This is a genomic window from Roseivivax sp. (assembly GCF_054552075.1).
Genome location: NZ_JBTOLZ010000003.1, coordinates 89,105 through 105,801, shown reverse-complemented (window position 1 = coordinate 105,801; position 16,697 = coordinate 89,105). Strand labels below are relative to the sequence as shown.

Here is a 16,697-nt window from a genome sequence, read left to right as displayed (position 1 = left end):
GCTGGGGCGGGCTCAGACGCCCGCCGGAATGTTCATCGGATCGCGGTGGATCTGCTTGGGCGCGGTCAGCGCCTTCCACTTCGACAGCGCCTCATGCGCCGAGGGGAAGGCCGGGCGCGGCACGAAGCGGCCCCGTCCGGGCTGCGGCTGGGAGTTCTGCCCCCAGGCCCAGATCACCTCGCCGCGGCTCAGCGTGTAGCGCGGCTGGGCCTTCACCTCGAAACCCTCGAAGACGTTGTAATCGAGGATCGAATGGTGGTTCGAGGCCGAGATGGTCTTGGTGATCTTCGGGTCCCAGACCACCAGGTCGGCATCCGCGCCTTCGACGATCGCGCCTTTCTTGGGGTAGATGTTGAGGATCTTCGCCACGTTCGAGGAGGTCACCGCGACGAACTCGTTCATGGTCAGACGGCCGGTCTCGACCCCGAAGGTCCAGAGCACCGCGAGGCGCTCCTCGAGGCCGTTCGAGCCGTTGGGGATCTTGGTGAAATCGCCGACGCCCATGCGCTTCTGCTCGGTCGAGAAGGCGGCGTGGTCGGTGGCCACAACCTGCAGGCTGCCGGCCTGGAGACCCGCCCAGAGGCTGTCCTGGTGTTCCTTGTTGCGGAAGGGCGGCGACATCACCCGGCGCGCGGCGTGGTCCCAGTCCTTGTTGAAATACTCGCTCTCGTCGAGGGTCAGGAACTGCGCCAGCGGCTCGCCGTAGACCCGCATGCCCTTCTGGCGGGCGCGGCGGATGGCTTCATGCGCCTGCTCGCAGGAGACATGCACGATATAAAGCGGCACGCCCGCGGCATCGGCGATGGTGATCGCGCGGTTGGCGGCCTCGCCCTCGAACTCGGGCGGGCGCGAATAGGCGTGGCCCTCGGGGCCGGTGATACCCTGCTCGAGCATCTGCTGCTGCATGTCGGCCACCAGATCGCCGTTCTCGGCGTGCACCATGGGCAGCGCGCCCAGTTCCTTGCAGCGCTTGAAGGAGGCGAACATCTCGTCGTCCTCGATCATCAGCGCGCCCTTGTAGGCCATGAAGTGCTTGAAGGAATTGACGCCCATGTCGACGGCGTCCTTCATCTCGTTGAAGATGGTCTCGTTCCAGCCGGTCACCGCGACGTGGTAGCCGATGTCGGAACAGATTTGCGGCGCCGACTTGCGGTGCCATTCGTTGATCGCGTTCTTGATCGACCCGTCGGCGCCGGGCAGCACGAAGTCCACGGTCATGGTGGTGCCGCCGCAGGCCGCCGCCCAGGTGCCGGTCTCGAAGGTCTCGGCGGCGGTGGTGCCCATGAAGGGCATCTCCATGTGGGTATGCGGGTCGATGCCGCCGGGGATGACATAGGCGCCTTCGGCGTCGATCACCTCGTCGCCCTTCAGGTCCTCGCCGATCTGCTTGATCGTCTCGCCCTCGATGAGGATGTCGGCCTTCCAGGTGCGGTCGGCGGTGACGATCGTGCCGTTCTTGATGACCTTGGTCATGTGAATACTCCCTGTTGTCTTGTCTGCCGGGGTGGCCCCGGTCGTTGATCTTCGGCGCGCGCGGCCCGGAGGCGGGCTCAGGCGCAGACCTGGTTGCCGTCGGCGTCGGTGACCGGCTCGGCCGGGCCGCCGCTGGCGGGCACGACGCTCTGGCAGCCCCGCGCGTCGACGATGAGCTGGGCGTCGCTGGTGTCGTTCAGGATCGCGGTGCCGTCGGGCAGCACCCGCAGCGCATCCCCCACCCCGCCGCGTCCGCAGGCCGCGGCGCCAAGGGCAAGGAGGAGGATGAGCGCGGGTCTCACTCGACGATCCCCGCGGTTTCGACCACCGCATGCATGAGCACATCGGCCCCGGCGCGCGCCCAGTCCTTGGTGATCTCCTCGGCCTCGTTGTGCGACAGCCCGTCGACGCAGGGGCACATGATCATCGCCGTGGGCGCGACCTGGTTGATCCAGCAGGCGTCATGGCCCGCGCCCGAGATGATGTCCTGGTGCGAGTAGCCGAGCCGTTCCGCGGCGTCGCGCACCGCGGTCACGCAGGTCTTGTCGAACTCGACCGGGTCGAAGCCGCCGACCTTCTCGAAGGCGATCTCGAGGCCCATGTCCTTGGCGATCTGGCCGCCCTCGTCGCGCAGGCGCTGTTCCATGTCCTCGATCACCGACAGGTCGGGCGAGCGGAAGTCGACGGTGAAGACCGCCTTGCCGGGAATCACGTTGCGCGAGTTGGGGTAGATGTCGATATGGCCCGCGGCGCCCACCGCATGGGGTTTGTGCGACCAGGCGATCTCGTCGACCTTGTCGAGGATGCGCGCCATGCAGAGCCCGGCGTTCTTGCGCATTGGCATGGGCGTGGAGCCGGTGTGGCTCTCCTTGCCGGTCACGGTGACCTGGGTCCAGGAGAGGCCCTGGCCGTGGGTGACCACGCCGATGTCCTTGCCCTCCGCCTCGAGGATCGGGCCCTGTTCGATGTGCAGCTCGAAGAAGGCATGCATCTTGCGCTGGCCGACCTCTTCCTCGCCGCGCCAGCCGATGCGCTTGAGCTCGTCGCCGAAGCGCTTGCCCTGGGCATCCTCGCGCTCGTAGGCCCAGTCCTGGCTGTGGACGCCCGCGAAGACGCCCGAGGAGAGCATTGCCGGGGCGAAGCGGGTGCCCTCTTCGTTGGTAAAATTCGTGACCACGATCGGGTGGCGGGTCTTGATGCCCAGGTCATTGAGCGTGCGCAGGATCTCGAGCCCGCCGAGCACCCCCAGGACACCGTCGTATTTGCCCCCCGTCGGCTGGGTGTCGAGGTGGCTGCCGACATAGACCGGCAGGGCCTCGGGGTCGGTGCCTTCGCGGCGGGCGAACATGTTGCCCATCTGGTCGAGCCCCATGGAACAGCCCGCGGACTCGCACCAGGACTGGAAGAGCGCGCGCCCCTCGCCGTCCTCGTCGGTCACGGTCTGGCGGTTGTTGCCGCCCGCGACCCCGGGGCCGATCTTGGCCATCTCCATTATGCTCTCCCAGAGCCGATCCCCGTCGATGCGGAGGTTCTCTCCCGGTGCTGCCATGTCACATCCCTGTCTTTTGTCGCGCGCGGCCTTCTTGACCTTTCTCGCGTCGGTTTTTTACCATTTGGTCAAGTCACGATTGCAACGGGTCGCGCCCCTGTCAAGCGAGCGTCGTCCCCAAGCGCCGGATCATCGCGAAAACCACCCCCTTGCTGCACAGTAAGGCATCGACGGGACGACGCCTATGGCCGAAGACGGGACTGCCCCGATCCCTGCCCGCTCCGGCAAGCGCCGCAGCCGGATCCAGGAGAAGAACCGCAAGCGCATCCTCGATGCCGCGCTCGACGTCTTCGCGGCCGAGGGGTTCCGCGGCGCGACGCTCGACCAGATCGCCGCGCGGGCGGAGATGTCGAAGCCCAACATGCTGTATTACTTCGACAGCAAGGCGGCGATCCACGTGGCGCTTCTGAACGCGCTGATGGAAAGCTGGGTGGCGCCGCTGCGCGCGCTCGGGGCGGATGATCCGCCGCTCGAGGCGCTGATGGGCTATGTGCACAAGAAGCTCGAGATGAGCCGCACCATGCCGCGCCAGAGCCGGCTCTTCGCCAACGAGGTGCTGCAGGGCGCGCCGCGCATGGGCCCGCATCTCGAGCGCGGGCTGAAGCCCCTGTTCGAGGAGAAATGCGCGCTGATCCGCCAGTGGATCGAGGCCGGCCGGATCGCGCCGGTGGCGCCCGAGCACCTCCTGATGACGATCTGGGCGGTGACCCAGCATTACGCCGACTTCGAGGCGCAGATCGCGGTGCTGATGCCCGAGGAGCGGCCGCGCTGGACCACCGCCACGACGCATGTGGACGCGATGTTCCGCCAGATGCTGACGCCGCCCGATGTGACTGCGCCCCCGGCGACGCCCAAGGCTTAACGCAATATTCACCCTGCGCGCGGCAGGATCGCGGGCATGGACATGCCCCGTATCAGCGCGCATCCCACGCGGGACCAATGGCTGGCGCAATTGTTTGGCGCCAAGGCGGTCGCCAAGGGCGGCGTGGTGCGCCGCTCGGTCCGGGACGTGCAGCGGATGATCGGGCGGGAGGCGTTTTTGCGCGAGGTGCGGATGCGGGGATTTCACCTCGTGGAATGCGGCGGGCAGTTCATCGTGATCTGCAACAGCGGGAAGGTGAAGCTGCATGTGTGAGGGGTGAGAGGGATGGTTGGCCCGGGGCGTGCGCGGTCCTGGGGTGGCAGGCTATAGGTCAGGGCTCAGGCAAGGCAGATTGCGATCCGGACGGGGCCCGTCTTCCTCTGCCCAGCTGAATAGACCACGATGTTATCTAACATCGTGGTCGAGAAAATTATCTAATTTTCTCGACTTAAGGGCGCGAAGATGCGTGCGCGCCCAAGCAAAAATCCACAAGTGCGGGGTAGAGCCGATCACCGCAGCCCAATCAAAACCCACACCCAACGCACCACCAAACCCCAGCCAAAAAAAACCGGCGCGACCACCGCCGCGCCGGCCCTCATCGCTCACTCCGCCGCAGCCACCGCCGCGGGGTTGTTCGGATGCGTCGTCCAGTTGGCGTATTCCTTCTCGACCGTCTTGCCGGTCCGCGGATCCACCGCCCCGGGCGCCATCTCGACCATGGTGATGCAATCCTCCACCGGGCAGACGTCCACGCAGAGGTTGCAGGCCACGCATTCCTCGTCGATCACCTCGAAGACCCGGCCTTCCTTCATCGCGATCGCCTGGTGCGAGGTGTCCTCGCAGGCCGCGTAGCAGCGCCCGCACTGGATGCAGGCCTCCTGGTCGATGCGTGCCTTGGTCACGTAGTTGAGGTTCAGATACTGCCAGTCGGTGACATTGGGCACCGCGCGGCCGACCACCTCGGAGACCGAGCTGTAGCCCTTCTCGTCCATCCAGGCCGAGAGCCCGCGCGCCATCTCTTCGACGATGCGGAAGCCGTAGGTCATGGCCGCGGTGCAGACCTGCACGTTGCCCGCGCCCAGCGAAAGGAACTCCGCCGCGTCGCGCCAGGTGGTCACCCCGCCGATGCCCGAGATCGGCATGCCATGCGTCGCCGGGTCCCGCGCGATCTCCGAGACCATCGAGAGCGCGATGGGCTTCACCGCCGGCCCGCAATAGCCGCCGTGGCTGCCCTTGCCGTCGATCGTCGGCTGCGGCGCCATCAGGTCGAGGTCGACCGAGGTGATCGAGTTGATCGTGTTGATCAGCGACACCGCGTCCGCCCCGCCGTTCCGGGCCGCCGCCGCGGGCTTGCGCACATCGGTGATATTGGGCGTGAGCTTCACGATCACCGGCCGGTCGTAGTACTGCTTGCACCACCGGGTGACCATCTCGATGTATTCCGGCACCTGGCCCACGGCCGAGCCCATGCCGCGCTCGGACATGCCGTGCGGGCAGCCGAAGTTCAGCTCGATCCCGTCGGCGCCGGTCTCCGCAACCCGCGGCAGGATCGCCTTCCAGGCGGCCTCCTCGCAGGGCACCATGATCGAAGCGATCAGCGCCCGGTCGGGGTAATCCGCCTTGACCCGCGCCATCTCCTCGAGGTTCACCTCGAGCGGCCGGTCGGTGATGAGCTCGATGTTGTTCAGCCCCAGGAGCCGCCGGTCGGCGCCGTAGATCGCGCCGTAGCGCGGCCCGTTGACGTTGACCACCGGCGGGCCCTCGGCGCCGAGCGTCTTCCAGACCACCCCGCCCCAGCCGGCCTCGAAGGCGCGGCGAACGTTGTACTCCTTGTCGGTCGGCGGCGCGGAGGCGAGCCAGAAGGGGTTCGGGCTCTTGATGCCCACGAAATCGGTTTCGAGATTGGCCATGTCGCTGATCTCCCTTGTCCTGGCTCAGGCGCCGCTCAGCGCGCTGTGAATGTCCTCGGCCGCGTCGCGCCCCTCGGCGACGGCGACCACGGTCAAGTCCTCGCCCGGCGTGCAGTCGCCGCCGGCCCAGATGCCCGCCTCCGAGGTGCGGCCCGCGCCGGTGACGCGGATCTTGCGGCCCTCCATCTCGAGTCCCGCAACCGGCACCAACGTCTGGCCGATGGCGCGGAAGACCTGGTCGGCCTGCAGGCGCAGGCTCTCGCCGGTGCCCTTCAGCCCGCTGCCGTCATCGGCGGTATATTCGAGCTCGAGCTCCACCGCCGCGCCGTTGCCATGCACCGCCTTGGGCTGGACGTTGCAGAGGATGCGCACCCCCTTCGAGGTCGCCAGGTCCTGTTCGAACTCCGAGGCGCCCATGCGGTCCTGCGACCGGCGATAGGCGATGGTCACGGTCTCGGCGCCCAGAAGCTTCGACTGCACCGCGGCGTCGATGGCGGTCATGCCGCCGCCGATCACCACCACGTTGCGGCCCACAGGCAGGCTCGCGAGATCCGAGGCCTGGCGCAGATCGGCAATGAAGCGCACCGCGTCCTCGACCCCGTCGCGATCGTCGCCGGGAATGCCAAGCGCGTTCACATCGCCCAGCCCCAGCCCCAGGAAGACCGCGTCATATTCGGCCTTCAGCCCGTCGAGCGTGATCTCCCGGCCAAGCGCCTTGCCGTAGTCCAGCGTGATGCCGCCCACCTGGACCAGCCAGGCGACCTCGCGCTGGGCGAAATCCTCGACCGACTTGTAGGCGGCGATGCCGAACTCGTTGAGCCCGCCCGGCTTCTCGCGGGCCTCATAGACCACCACGTCGTGGCCCTTCATCGCCAGGCGATGCGCACAAGCGAGGCCCGCCGGGCCCGCGCCGACCACGGCCACGCGCTTGCCGGTCTCGGCCGCCCGCGCATAGGGGTGGCTCTGCCGCGCCATGAGCGCATCGGTGGCGTGGCGCTGCAGCCGGCCGATCTCCACCGGCTTGCCCTCGGCGATCTCGCGGACGCAGGCGCCCTCGCAGAGATCCTCGGTCGGGCAGACCCGGGCGCACATGCCGCCCAGGACGTTCTGGTCGAAGATCGTCCGCCCCGCCGCCTCGGCCTGGCCGGTGGCGATCTGCCGGATGAAGAGCGGGATGTCGATCTCCGTCGGGCAGGCGGTGACGCAGGGCGCGTCGTAGCAGAAATAGCAGCGATCCGCGGCGACGGACGCCTCGTGCGGATCGAGCGGCGCGTGCAGATCGGCAAAGTTCTCCGCAAGCGCCGCGGCCGGCAGACGGCCGGCGGTGATGCCCGGTGTCAACGGGTCGGCCATGGTGTTCCCTCCTGTTGGTCTCTTTTTCGGGAAGCTTGGCACGGATTATTTTTTTATCAAACGGTAAATTTTATCCCGGGGCATTTTCCGCCTCACACCCCGCCGCGGAAGACCGTGCTGCCCGGAAAAGAGGCGCTGGCCGTATCTCCCTCTCACAGCCCCGCCCGGGACAGAGGCAAACCCCCGCCAACACCCCGCCCGGAAACAAAAAAGGCGGGCCCAAGGCCCGCCCGTCACCATCACCGCCGTGCAGGGCAGATGCCCGCCCGGGTCACCTGGCCGGCCGCCCTCAGGCGCGACCGGTCATTCCGAGAAGCTCGGACCGCTGTTCCGCCGTCAGCCCGGTCTCGATCCGGGCTTCCTTCTTGGGAAATGGAAAGGCCAAAGGTTTGTTGAGAATTTCCAGGTAGGCCTCGCTGCGCGATGTGCTGTCAGACATGAAAGTATCCCCCCTTACTTCTGAACATGGATCGCGCGGGCAGTTTGGCCTAGAATGGCCGCAAAACAAAGTCTTTTGAACTTCACCCATGTCGCTCACGGCGCTTTCCCCGGATCCGCGGGGCTCGCTCGCGGACTACGACCGGACCCTCGGTCAGCTGGCGCTTCTGGCGGCCACCACGGAAAGCTTCGGCCGTCACAGGCTCGATCACGCGATCTCGATCCTGCACGGCGCGATGATGAGCGGGCAGTTCCGGCTCTATGCCGACGGCCGAGGCCGCCCCGCCGCCGCGCTGATCTGGGCCCGGCTCGACGCCGAGATGACCGAGGAATACCTCGAGAACGGCCGCCTGCCGAACCTCGCCGCCTGGACCTCGGGACCGGATCTCTGGCTTCTGAGCATCATCGCCGAGGGCCCGGCGCTGAAACCGGTCCTGCGCGACATCCGCGGCCCGCTTTTCGCCGGCGATGCCCGGGTGCATGTCCTGCGCCCCTCGCCCGGCGGCGAGCGCCGCGTCGTGGCCTTCACCCGCGAAGGCGTGCGCCTCCTGCGCAAACTGCCCCCCGCCCGCGACGCCACGCCCGCCTGACGGCCCGCCGCCCGACACAGACGCCCAGGAACGCCCCAAGCCCCGAAGACCTGGCGCCGCCCTTCTGCCTCCCACGGCTCCCACGGCCAGCATCCCCCGCACAGAGCCCGCCGAAAAAGCGCAGCCCAATACAGGCCTGACCGGGCCCAAAATACTCCGGGAGCGCGAGGGCGGCCCCCTCGCACGGGTCGGCCCGGCCGCCAGGCCGGGCCGATCCTTCTCACCCCGGCGACGCATCCCCGCCGCCGGAGCGCAAAACCCCGATCAAAGGGACGAACCAAAACCTTACCGCGACAAGACCCGCAGCCGGCTGTCCCATTCGCCGCGATCGACGTAGCAGCCGTGCAGGTGGCGGAAGCCGGTGCCCGGGTCGAAGGCTTCGCGGCCGTGCAACACCCGGCGGTTGTCGAAGACCACCATCTCCCCGCCCGAGAGCTTCAGCGAGACCGAATAGGCCGGGTCGCGGGTCAGCTCCATGAAGCGGCGGTAGGCGCGGTAGAAGGGCGCCATGTTCTTGGGATCGAGGTCGAGGATGTCCGCGAGATGCGCGTTGAAGCAGATCTCCGAGACCTCGCCACGGGCATCGAGCGTGATCACCGTCTTGCGGCCCCGGATGTCGGTCTCCGCGTCGTGGAAGCGGAAGGGCACGGTGACGGTGCTCAATACCTCGAAGGCCTCGGGATCTTCAGCCTTGAGGTCCTCGGCCACGGCGCGGCCGTCGCAGAAGACCGAGCCGCCGCCCTCGGCCTCATTCGCCAGGCAATGCAGGAACTGGTAGCCCGGGGGCAGCTCCTGGTTGGTCAGATCGGTGTGCAGCGGCAGCGCGTCCGAGGTATAGGCCAGGTTGTTCGGATCGGGCTTGGAGACGACCTCGAAGGTGCGCCCGAAGTTGGTCTCGCGCAGGAAGCCGACGCGGCGGGCGACATCCATGCCCGCCTCGGTGGTGTCGGCGAGGCCCGTCACGATCGAGAGCCCGTAGCGCTTGGTCTCGGCCAGCCAGTGGGCCAGCCCCTGCTCGGTGGTCAGCACCTCCTCCGCGGAGATCCGCGGGATGCCCGCGGCACCAAGGTCGCGGCGCCAGATCACCGGCGCGAGATCGGCGGGGTCTGCGCGGCGCTGGCCGGGGCGATGGGCCTTGATCCAGTCGAGGTCGAAGCGGCTCGGCGCCTCCTGGCCGGGCCAGGTCAGGACCAGCGCGTCGGGCGCCAGCTCGGCGCTCTCGGGCGCCACGTCGAGCGGCACGCTCGTCAGATCAAAGGCACGTTCGCCGGTCTGCGGGTGGAAGCCCGCGGGATCGGTGTCGCGCAGCCAGATGTAGGGGAAAAAGCCCGCGGTGCCGTCAGGCCAGACGAGGTCGAGGCCCTCGGCCCCGGTGGTGAGAGTCGGTTGCATGATTTGTCCATTTGTCTGTGAGTGCGTTCAGGGCGCGTGAAGACGGGCCGCGCGCGGGGGCGGCCACCACTCGTGGGCCTTCGCATGCGGATGGCCCGGACATCTTCCCAAAACGGTGCACATGGCAAATCGCGTGGTCGTTTCTCGTCCGGCGCAAATAGAGCACAGGCGCCGGGGCGGCTGCAACCAAACGCGGCGGGGCTGCGGGGAGCGGCGAGGTCGCACGGCGTTGCGGATCGCTTATGGCGCGGGGTGCGAACGACGGACACGGCGCCACGGGTTGCGCATGGCGCGGGGTGAGACGGCGGTGCGCGGTGCGCCGGCCCCGCATCGCGCGGCGGCGGGGCGTGCGTGATTTTCTCAGAAAATCAGCCACCTCCGGGGCAGCCGGGGCGCCTCACGGCGAGTCGCCGCGCGCCTCACCGAATCCGGGAGAGGCAACCGCCCTGCCCGCCCCTCTTCGGCCCGGCCCCGACCTCAGCCCGCCACCACCGAGCGGATCACATCGGCCAGCCGGCGCGGGTCGAAGGGCTTGGGCAGGATCTTCGTCGCCCCCGCCGCCTGCAGCTCGGCCGAGGCATGGGCCTCGGACTTGGCGGTGCAGATGATCACCGGGCGGTCGGCGTTCAGCTCCGAGGCCCGCACGCCCGCCAGCAGGTCGTGGCCGTCGGGCTTCGGCATCATCAGATCGAAGAGGAACCCGTCGAAGCGCTGCGCCTCTATCAGCGCCAGCCCCTCGCGGCCTGAGGTGGCGGTGGTCAGCTCGATGTCGTCCTCGATCTCGAGCGCGATCTCAACGAGCGAGATGATGTCGCGTTCGTTATCGACCAACAGGATCTTCATGGCGTGCCTCGTCAATCTCGGGGGTGTCCGGCGCGGCGGCGGGAAAGACCAGCCGGAAGGTGGAGCCCTGGGTCTCGGTCGATGCGCCGTCCTCGGCGTGGCGGGTGTCAAGTTCGACCGCCCCGCCCTGCCGCTCGACCAGCTCGCGGGCGATGGCCAGGCCCAGACCGGTGCCGGTGACCTGCACGCCGGGGGCATGGGCGGGCCGGGCGAAGCGCTCGAAGATTGCGGCGCGGGCGTGGTCTGGAATGCCCGGCCCCTGGTCGCGCACCCAGAGCGCCAGCGCGCCGCCCTGCCGGGCGCTGGCGCCCAGCACCACCTCGCCGCCCGGCGGGGAATACTTGATGGCATTGGTCACAAGATTGACCAGCGCCTGCTGCACCCGCCGGCGGTCGACGGAGATCAGCCGTCCCTCGGCACCGGGCTCGACGCGCAGGGTGACGCTGAAGTTCTCGGCGTAGCCCGCGAGCGCGGCGGCCACATCGGTGACGATCTCGGTCGCGCGGGTCGGGGCGGGCTCAATCACCAGCTGGTTCTGGTCGATGGCCTGCAGCGTCAGGATGTCGTCGACCAGCATCAGCATCCGGTCGGCATTGCCCTTGGAGAGCTCCACCAGCTTGCGCCCGCTCGGGGCCAGCTCGCCGCCGAAGCGGGTCAGGAAGAGGTCGAGCGAGCCCGCCATGGCGGTCAGCGGCGTGCGCAGCTCGTGGTTGATCGACTGCACGAAACGGCCCCGCGTGCGCGCCAGCCGCTCCTCGGCGGTGACATCGCTCAGGACGCAGTAATAGGCGTCGCCCTCGACGTTGCCGACATGGCTGATGCGGCAGCGCAGCTCGCGCGTCTGGCCCTCGACCCGGCGCGAGAGCGCCACGGTGGTGCGCTTGCGGCCCTGGCCCGCGGTCTGGCCCGCGTTCTGGCCCGAGGCTTGGCCCGCGTCCTGGCCCGGTCGGTGCGGCTTGACCAGCGCCACGGCGGCCTCGGCGTTCCTGACGCCCAGAAGTTCCCGCGCGCGGCGGTTCGCATTGGCCACGGCGCCGGCCTCGTCGAAGACCACGATGCCGTCGTCGACGTTCTGGAAGATCGCCTGGAACTGGTTGCCGGCGGCCACCGCGCGGGCGGCCTCGTCGCGGAGCCGCGCCAGCGCGCGGGCCAGGGCCACGGCGCGTTTCTCGGCGATGAAGGCGGCGGCGAGCGCACAGGCGTAAAGCGACAGCGCGATGGCCGCGAAGGACACCGAGCGCAGCCAGAAGCCCTCGAGCGCCTCGCCGCGCGGCACCGCGACCCGGGTCGAAAGGTCCGATCCCGGGATCCCGCGCTGGCTTTCGATCAGCGCCGCGCCCTCGGGGGCGGTCTCGGGCCCGGCCGAGGAGAAGGCGATGGGCCCCTGCGCCGAGACGATCTCGACCAGCATCTCGGGGTCGAGCCGCGTGCGCGCCAGGAGCGCCTCGAAGTAAGCCGCGTCGAGCGAGGAGGCGATGACCCCGCGCAGCCCGCCGTCGGGCGAGCGGATCGGCCAGGCGACCGGCGTCACCTGGGTGTCGAGCGTGCGCGCGGTGATCGGCACCCCCAGCGTGTGCCGCCCGGCGGGCAGCGCGGTGGCGTCGCGGAAATAGGCCCGGTCGCCCACGTCGACGCCGATGAGCGGCGCGGTGCTGGCCCAGACCACCCGGCCCTCGGGGTCGGCGATCAGCATCTCGTCGATCTGCTCGGAACTGGCGGCGATGGCGCGCAGCCGGCCGCCGAATTGCGCCTCGACGTCCTCGGGGCTGCCGATCGGCGCGCGGGCCAGCTCCCCCGCCACGCCCGAGATCTGCGCGCTCGCCAGTTCCATCGAGGAGGCGAAGGTCTGGTTGAAAAGCGTCGCCACATGCGCGAGCCGCGCCCGCCCGCTGTCGAGCGTGCGCTGGTAGTCGACATAGACCACCAGCCCCACGAAGAGCACCGTCCCCACCGTCAGGAGCGCGCCGCCCAGGAACATCCGACGCGAGCGCCGGAGGGCGGCATAGGCGACGCCGCCGACCTCTACGAAGAACTGCGGATCAATGAGACGGGCCATGGCGGCTCGCGAGGTGGATGCGGCCCCGCGCCGGGGCCTCGCCGGCTTCGAGCGCCCGGAAGGCATTGCCCAGCACCTCGGAGGGGCCGAGGCTGCCCGCGCTGTCGGCCAGCGCGCCGCGCACCGATGGCTCGGCGCCCTTCAGCGCCTCGGGCATGGCGGCAAGCACGGCCTCGGCGCGGTCGGCCAGGGCCTCGACCATCTCGAGCACCTCGCCGGGGCTGCGCCCCAGGGCCGCGCCGCAGAAACACTCGCCCTCCCAGCGCACCAGGAGGTCGCCCGCGGGCATTGGCGCCGCGGCGAGGCTGCGCGAGACCGCGCCGATCAGCGCCTCCTGCTCGGCCTCGGAGAAATCCGCCGCATTGGCCGAAAGCGCGTTGATGGTCAGGGTGAAGACGCTCAGCCGTTCGCTCTGGTCCACCGTGGTCAGCGCGTCGAGAAGCGTGTTCTGGTCGCCCAGGAGACCCGGCACCCGCTTGCGCCGCGGCTCGGCCCCGCGCGCCCCGGCGCCCGGCGCGGCGGGCGTCTTGCGGCGGTCGAGCTCGGCCTTGAGCCGCAGCTGCGCCTTCAGCCGGGCCTGGAACTCCACCCGGTCGAAGGGTTTCATCAGGTAGTCGTTGGCCCCGGCCATGAAGGCCCGCGACAGCGCCGCCTTGTCGGTGCGGCTGGTCAGCATGACGATCGGCACGTCGCGCCAGGCCGCGAGCTGCCGCAACCGGGCGCAGAGCTCGATCCCGTCCATCTCGGGCATCATGATATCGAGCAGCACCAGGTCGGCGGTCTCGGGCTGGGCCGAGAGCGCCTCGAGCGCGGCCCGGCTGTCCGAGAAGGTCTCGACCGTGTCGTAGCCGAAGTCCGCCAGGGTGGCGACGATCAGCTCTCTCGCGATGTCGGAATCGTCAACGGCGACGATCTTTCTAGCCATGCGTCAATCCTGTCCCACGATCTCAAACACCCGCCAGCCGCCGCGGTCATAGCGCAGTCGGAACGGCGGCGGAGCCCCCTTTTCAAGTTGCGGATAGGCCCGGAGCAAACGGTCCCTCGGGATCTCGCCCGCCTCGGGGAGCCGCACCGCGATATACTGTCCGCGCGGGCGCCCGCCCAGCACGGTGATGTCATATGCCGGCTGGCCCGCGACCAGGAAACCCTCGACGTCTCCGAGCGCGGCCACCAATCCGGGGTTGCGCTCTACATCGGCGAGAATCCCGCTGCGGTTGTCAAGAAATTCGGCCAGTTCCGCGTCGGCGGCATGGGGGCCTGTCACCCTTTCGCCGCGCGCGATGTCGAGAAGCGCGCGGGTGCCGGGCCCGCCCGCGGCCTGCATCGAGAAGAGCGCCAGCGGCACCGAGGCGAGAAGCCCCAGCACCACCATGGGCACCCGGAAGCGCCCCGGCGGCCAGGCGCGGATCGCCACCACCGCAAGACCCAGGCTCGGCAGGGCGACGACGGCGGCATCGCCCTCGAAGCCGTATTGCGCGTTGAGCCAGGCCCCGCCCAGAAGGCTGCCCGCCCCTGCGAGGATCGGCAGCGCCAGCCGGGCCCGCCACATCAGCCGCAGAAGCGCCAGCCCCGCGACCAGGAGCCCGCAGAGCGTCGGCAACAGCGCCCAGGCCTCGGGCCCCGCGCCGCCCTGAACCACCTGGGCCGAGATGAACTCGGTCTTCAGCACGGCGTTCACGAAGAGCAGCGAGCCGATGGCCGCAACCACCGGGAAGAACATCGACATGAGGTAGCCGAAAGACGAGGCCGCCAGCATGCTCGGCCGCGCGGCCAGCACGATGAAGGGCAGCGTCCCCAGCGCCAGGAGCATCCCGTAGGCATGCGACAGCGGCAGGATCAGCAGCCCCACCGCGACCTTCATCATGTCGGGCGCCGCCCCGTTCAGCCGCAGGTTCAGAAGCCCCCGCGCGTAGATCCAGAAGCCCAGAAGCAGGAGCACCGCGCTTGGCCCCTCGGCCAGGGCGCGCAGGAAGAAGGGGTTGAGCGCCAGGAGCACCACCAGCAGCCCCGCCGAGCCCCGGTCGTAGGCGCCGCGCTCGCGCAGGTTCAGATACCAGGTGTAGAGCAGCAGCGCCGCCGCCGCCGCCCCGATCAGGAGCGGCAGCGCCACATCCGCCTCGGGGGCGATCATCTGCAGGATCAGCGCCACCGAGAAGGGCAAGGGCGGGTAGAAGGCATCGCTGGCGCGGAAGACGCCCGGCCCCTCGATCTGGACGATGGCCTTGGCCCACATGTCGATCACCGCGCCCGAGAGGAAGCCCTGCGCCTCGACCCAGGCAAGCGGCACCAGCAGGAGCGCGAAAAGCGGGATCAACACCGTCGCGGCGCGGGTCAGCGCGGTCATGCCAGGGCCTCGCTTTCCGACTTGGCGGCGTCAAGCTCGTCCGCGGTGTGCTTGGAAAGCCCGTGCTGCGTCTTCTCCCAGTAGAAGGGATTGCTGATCAGCTGTTTCAGCGCCTTGTAGGAGGCGATGGTCATCAGCACCCAGTAGCCAACCACGCTGACGCCCCAGGGCGCCAGGTCGGTCCAGCGCCGCCGGAAGGGCGCGACCATGGTCAGGTAGATCAACAGGCTGTTGCCCGCGAGCAGGTTCAACAGCGACAGATACAGAAGGATCGGCGGGAAGAAGGGCTCGATCAGCGCCGCTCCGAAGAGCATCCAGACGATGAAGACGCCCCAGAAGATCGGGTTCAACAGACCCGAAAGGAAGGTGCCGCCAATGAAGAAGACGAAGCCGATCACCCCGGCCAGGCCGACGCTGCGCACCAGGTGCACCGGGCGGCGGGTGTGCACCAGGAAGGTCTGCATGTAACCCTTGATCCAGCGCGAGCGCTGGCGGATCCAGTTCGGGATCGAGACGTTGGCCTCTTCGAAGGTGGTGCTGTCGATCACCCCGACGCGGTAGCCCTTCTGGGTGAGCCGGATGCCGAGGTCGGCGTCCTCGGTCACGTTGAAGGGATCCCAGGCGTTCAGCTCGCGCAACACGTCCATGCGGAAGTGGTTCGAGGTGCCGCCCAGCGGGATCGGCACGCCCAGGTATTCCAGCCCGGGCAGCATCAGGTCGAACCAGAGCGAATAATCCAGCGTGAACATCCGCGTCAGCCAGTTCTCGCGGGCGTTGTAGTAGTTCAACCGGCACTGGATGCAGGCGGTGTTCTCGGGGCGCTGGCGGAAGGCGGCGAGCACCTTCTTGAGCTGGTCGGGCTCGGGTTTGTCCTCGGCGTCGTAGATCACCAGGAAATCGCCGCGGGCATATTGCAGCGCGTAGTTGCAGGCCTTCGGCTTGGTCTGGGGGTGCGACTGCGGCACCTCGACGATCTCGAAGACGCCCTCCAGTTCCAGCGCCCGCGCGGCGGCGATGGTCTCGTCGTCGGTCTCCTCGAGGACGATCTTGATGTCGAGCTTGGCCAGCGGGTAGTCGAGCTTGCGCAGCGCGGCGGTCAGGATCGGCAGCACCTCGGGCTCGCGGAACATCGGCACCAGCACGGTGTAGACCGGCAGGTCGTCGTCGCGCATGGCCGCCGCTTCCGCCGCGATGGCGCGGGAGGAACGTTCCTGCACCTCGCCGCCGACCCAGACCAGCACCGCCTTGAACAGGAAGTTGCCGGTGTAGAAGACCGTCATGAAGAGGTTCAGCACGATCAGCGTGGTCACCGGCGCCGTCGCCATGCCGGCCAGGAACAGGCTGCCGAGCAGGTAGAGCACCACGATCTGCGGCGGGGTGATGACGCTTTTCGCCGACATCACCGGGTCGGTGTCGGCGAGCCCGAAGACCGCCTGGCGGGATTGCTCCTCGCGGAAGGCCTTCTGCAGCGCCAGCGAGATGTCGAGCTGCGGGGCGACCGCGATCTCGACCTGGCCGGGATAGGTGTCGAGGATGTGCAGAAGCGTGCTGGGACCGGGCCGCGCCGTGGCCACCAGAAGCGCGCCTTCGGGCGTGCGCCTGACCGGCACGGTCAGCGCATCGGTCATGGCGCCCACGTCCTGGGCGCGGATCAGCGCGCGGTCGGGCGGATCGGCGATCAGGTCGATCTGCGGCAGGTCGTAGTAATAGCCGAGCTGGCGGTAGAGCTCACCGGGCTTCAGCCAGCGGCGGCTTTGCAGGACGTCAATCAGCCCGACGTTCCACTCCTCGGCCAGGGCCACCGCCTCGTCGAGCTGGGCCGCCGACAGCAGGCCCCGGTCGAGCAGAAGCTCGCCGATTGCCATGCTGTCGACGTCGAGTGCCATG

At 68.9% G+C, this 16,697-nt stretch carries 15 protein-coding genes; 3 read left to right on the top strand and 12 right to left on the bottom strand.

The window, feature by feature from the left end; translation table 11 throughout:
• Window positions 1-12: 12 nt before the first annotated feature.
• The 3 genes from hydA to ACX938_RS03250 all read right to left on the bottom strand — a co-directional run bounded on the left by hydA (window position 13) and on the right by ACX938_RS03250 (window position 3,022).
• Complete coding sequence (hydA, locus tag ACX938_RS03260; RefSeq protein ID WP_232754914.1) at window positions 13-1,473, bottom strand: dihydropyrimidinase; 1,461 nt, start codon at window positions 1,471-1,473, stop codon at window positions 13-15.
• 77 nt (window positions 1,474-1,550) lie between these two features.
• Window positions 1,551-1,775: a hypothetical protein gene (locus tag ACX938_RS03255; RefSeq protein WP_232754913.1), complete on the bottom strand. Its 225-nt coding sequence runs from the start codon at window positions 1,773-1,775 to the stop codon at window positions 1,551-1,553.
• Window positions 1,772-3,022: a Zn-dependent hydrolase gene (locus tag ACX938_RS03250; RefSeq protein ID WP_459429967.1), complete on the bottom strand. Its 1,251-nt coding sequence runs from the start codon at window positions 3,020-3,022 to the stop codon at window positions 1,772-1,774. The genes ACX938_RS03255 and ACX938_RS03250 overlap by 4 nt, the downstream gene beginning before the upstream one ends.
• A gap of 184 nt (window positions 3,023-3,206) precedes the next feature.
• Between ACX938_RS03250 and ACX938_RS03245 the strand changes: the two genes are divergently transcribed.
• The gene (locus tag ACX938_RS03245; RefSeq protein ID WP_459429966.1) at window positions 3,207-3,884 is read left to right on the top strand and encodes a TetR family transcriptional regulator C-terminal domain-containing protein; all 678 of its coding nucleotides are present in this window, start codon (window positions 3,207-3,209) and stop codon (window positions 3,882-3,884) included.
• Window positions 3,885-3,920: 36 nt separating this feature from the next.
• Window positions 3,921-4,157 carry an N-(5'-phosphoribosyl)anthranilate isomerase gene (locus ACX938_RS03240; RefSeq protein ID WP_459429965.1) on the top strand — a complete coding sequence of 79 codons (237 nt, stop codon included), beginning with the start codon at window positions 3,921-3,923 and terminating at the stop codon, window positions 4,155-4,157.
• 329 nt (window positions 4,158-4,486) lie between these two features.
• On the opposite strand, the gene preA is transcribed toward ACX938_RS03240, so the two are convergent.
• The 3 genes from preA to ACX938_RS03225 form a co-directional block, all read right to left on the bottom strand.
• Window positions 4,487-5,794 (bottom strand): NAD-dependent dihydropyrimidine dehydrogenase subunit PreA, encoded by a 1,308-nt coding sequence (gene preA, locus ACX938_RS03235; RefSeq protein WP_459429964.1) that lies wholly within the window; start codon window positions 5,792-5,794, stop codon window positions 4,487-4,489.
• A gap of 24 nt (window positions 5,795-5,818) precedes the next feature.
• Entirely contained in the window at window positions 5,819-7,147 is a 1,329-nt protein-coding gene (locus ACX938_RS03230) for an NAD(P)-dependent oxidoreductase (RefSeq protein WP_232754908.1), read from the bottom strand.
• 289 nt (window positions 7,148-7,436) lie between these two features.
• The gene (locus ACX938_RS03225) at window positions 7,437-7,586 is read right to left on the bottom strand and encodes a hypothetical protein (RefSeq protein ID WP_232754907.1); all 150 of its coding nucleotides are present in this window, start codon (window positions 7,584-7,586) and stop codon (window positions 7,437-7,439) included.
• An 88-nt stretch (window positions 7,587-7,674) separates the two neighbouring features.
• Here ACX938_RS03225 and ACX938_RS03220 point away from each other — a divergent pair, with 88 nt between their 5' ends.
• Window positions 7,675-8,175, top strand: coding sequence for a toxin-activating lysine-acyltransferase (locus ACX938_RS03220; RefSeq protein WP_459429963.1), 501 nt, complete (start codon window positions 7,675-7,677; stop codon window positions 8,173-8,175).
• A 285-nt stretch (window positions 8,176-8,460) separates the two neighbouring features.
• Here the strand turns inward: ACX938_RS03220 and ACX938_RS03215 are convergent, their stop codons facing one another.
• The 6 genes from ACX938_RS03215 to ACX938_RS03190 form a co-directional block, all read right to left on the bottom strand.
• A complete protein-coding gene (locus tag ACX938_RS03215; protein WP_459429962.1) occupies window positions 8,461-9,567 on the bottom strand; it encodes a TauD/TfdA family dioxygenase in 1,107 nt (368 codons plus the stop codon).
• Window positions 9,568-10,044: 477 nt separating this feature from the next.
• Window positions 10,045-10,410 carry a response regulator gene (locus ACX938_RS03210; protein WP_459429961.1) on the bottom strand — a complete coding sequence of 122 codons (366 nt, stop codon included), beginning with the start codon at window positions 10,408-10,410 and terminating at the stop codon, window positions 10,045-10,047.
• The gene (locus ACX938_RS03205) at window positions 10,388-12,466 is read right to left on the bottom strand and encodes an ATP-binding protein (protein ID WP_459429960.1); all 2,079 of its coding nucleotides are present in this window, start codon (window positions 12,464-12,466) and stop codon (window positions 10,388-10,390) included. Before ACX938_RS03205 ends, ACX938_RS03210 begins: the two co-directional genes overlap by 23 nt.
• Window positions 12,450-13,391, bottom strand: a complete 942-nt coding sequence (locus ACX938_RS03200) for a response regulator (protein WP_459429959.1) — start codon at window positions 13,389-13,391, stop codon at window positions 12,450-12,452. The genes ACX938_RS03205 and ACX938_RS03200 overlap by 17 nt, the downstream gene beginning before the upstream one ends.
• 3 nt (window positions 13,392-13,394) lie before the next feature.
• Window positions 13,395-14,810 carry a hypothetical protein gene (locus ACX938_RS03195; protein ID WP_459429958.1) on the bottom strand — a complete coding sequence of 472 codons (1,416 nt, stop codon included), beginning with the start codon at window positions 14,808-14,810 and terminating at the stop codon, window positions 13,395-13,397.
• Window positions 14,807-16,696, bottom strand: coding sequence for a glycosyltransferase family 2 protein (locus ACX938_RS03190; RefSeq protein ID WP_232754900.1), 1,890 nt, complete (start codon window positions 16,694-16,696; stop codon window positions 14,807-14,809). Before ACX938_RS03190 ends, ACX938_RS03195 begins: the two co-directional genes overlap by 4 nt.
• Between the last annotated feature and the right edge of the window lies 1 nt (window position 16,697).

Excerpts from the sequence above, each read along its gene's own strand:
- ACX938_RS03225 (WP_232754907.1), bottom strand. The coding sequence starts at position 7,586 with ATGTCTGACAGCACATCGCGCAGCGAGGCCTACCTGGAAATTCTCAAC.
- ACX938_RS03190 (WP_232754900.1), bottom strand. The coding sequence starts at position 16,696 with ATGGCACTCGACGTCGACAGCATGGCAATCGGCGAGCTTCTGCTCGAC.
- hydA (WP_232754914.1), bottom strand. The coding sequence starts at position 1,473 with ATGACCAAGGTCATCAAGAACGGCACGATCGTCACCGCCGACCGCACC.
- ACX938_RS03250 (WP_459429967.1), bottom strand. The coding sequence starts at position 3,022 with ATGGCAGCACCGGGAGAGAACCTCCGCATCGACGGGGATCGGCTCTGG.
- ACX938_RS03210 (WP_459429961.1), bottom strand. The coding sequence starts at position 10,410 with ATGAAGATCCTGTTGGTCGATAACGAACGCGACATCATCTCGCTCGTT.
- ACX938_RS03230 (WP_232754908.1), bottom strand. The coding sequence starts at position 7,147 with ATGGCCGACCCGTTGACACCGGGCATCACCGCCGGCCGTCTGCCGGCC.
- ACX938_RS03240 (WP_459429965.1), top strand. The coding sequence starts at position 3,921 with ATGGACATGCCCCGTATCAGCGCGCATCCCACGCGGGACCAATGGCTG.
- preA (WP_459429964.1), bottom strand. The coding sequence starts at position 5,794 with ATGGCCAATCTCGAAACCGATTTCGTGGGCATCAAGAGCCCGAACCCC.
- ACX938_RS03195 (WP_459429958.1), bottom strand. The coding sequence starts at position 14,810 with ATGACCGCGCTGACCCGCGCCGCGACGGTGTTGATCCCGCTTTTCGCG.
- ACX938_RS03215 (WP_459429962.1), bottom strand. The coding sequence starts at position 9,567 with ATGCAACCGACTCTCACCACCGGGGCCGAGGGCCTCGACCTCGTCTGG.
- ACX938_RS03205 (WP_459429960.1), bottom strand. The coding sequence starts at position 12,466 with ATGGCCCGTCTCATTGATCCGCAGTTCTTCGTAGAGGTCGGCGGCGTC.
- ACX938_RS03200 (WP_459429959.1), bottom strand. The coding sequence starts at position 13,391 with ATGGCTAGAAAGATCGTCGCCGTTGACGATTCCGACATCGCGAGAGAG.
- ACX938_RS03245 (WP_459429966.1), top strand. The coding sequence starts at position 3,207 with ATGGCCGAAGACGGGACTGCCCCGATCCCTGCCCGCTCCGGCAAGCGC.
- ACX938_RS03220 (WP_459429963.1), top strand. The coding sequence starts at position 7,675 with ATGTCGCTCACGGCGCTTTCCCCGGATCCGCGGGGCTCGCTCGCGGAC.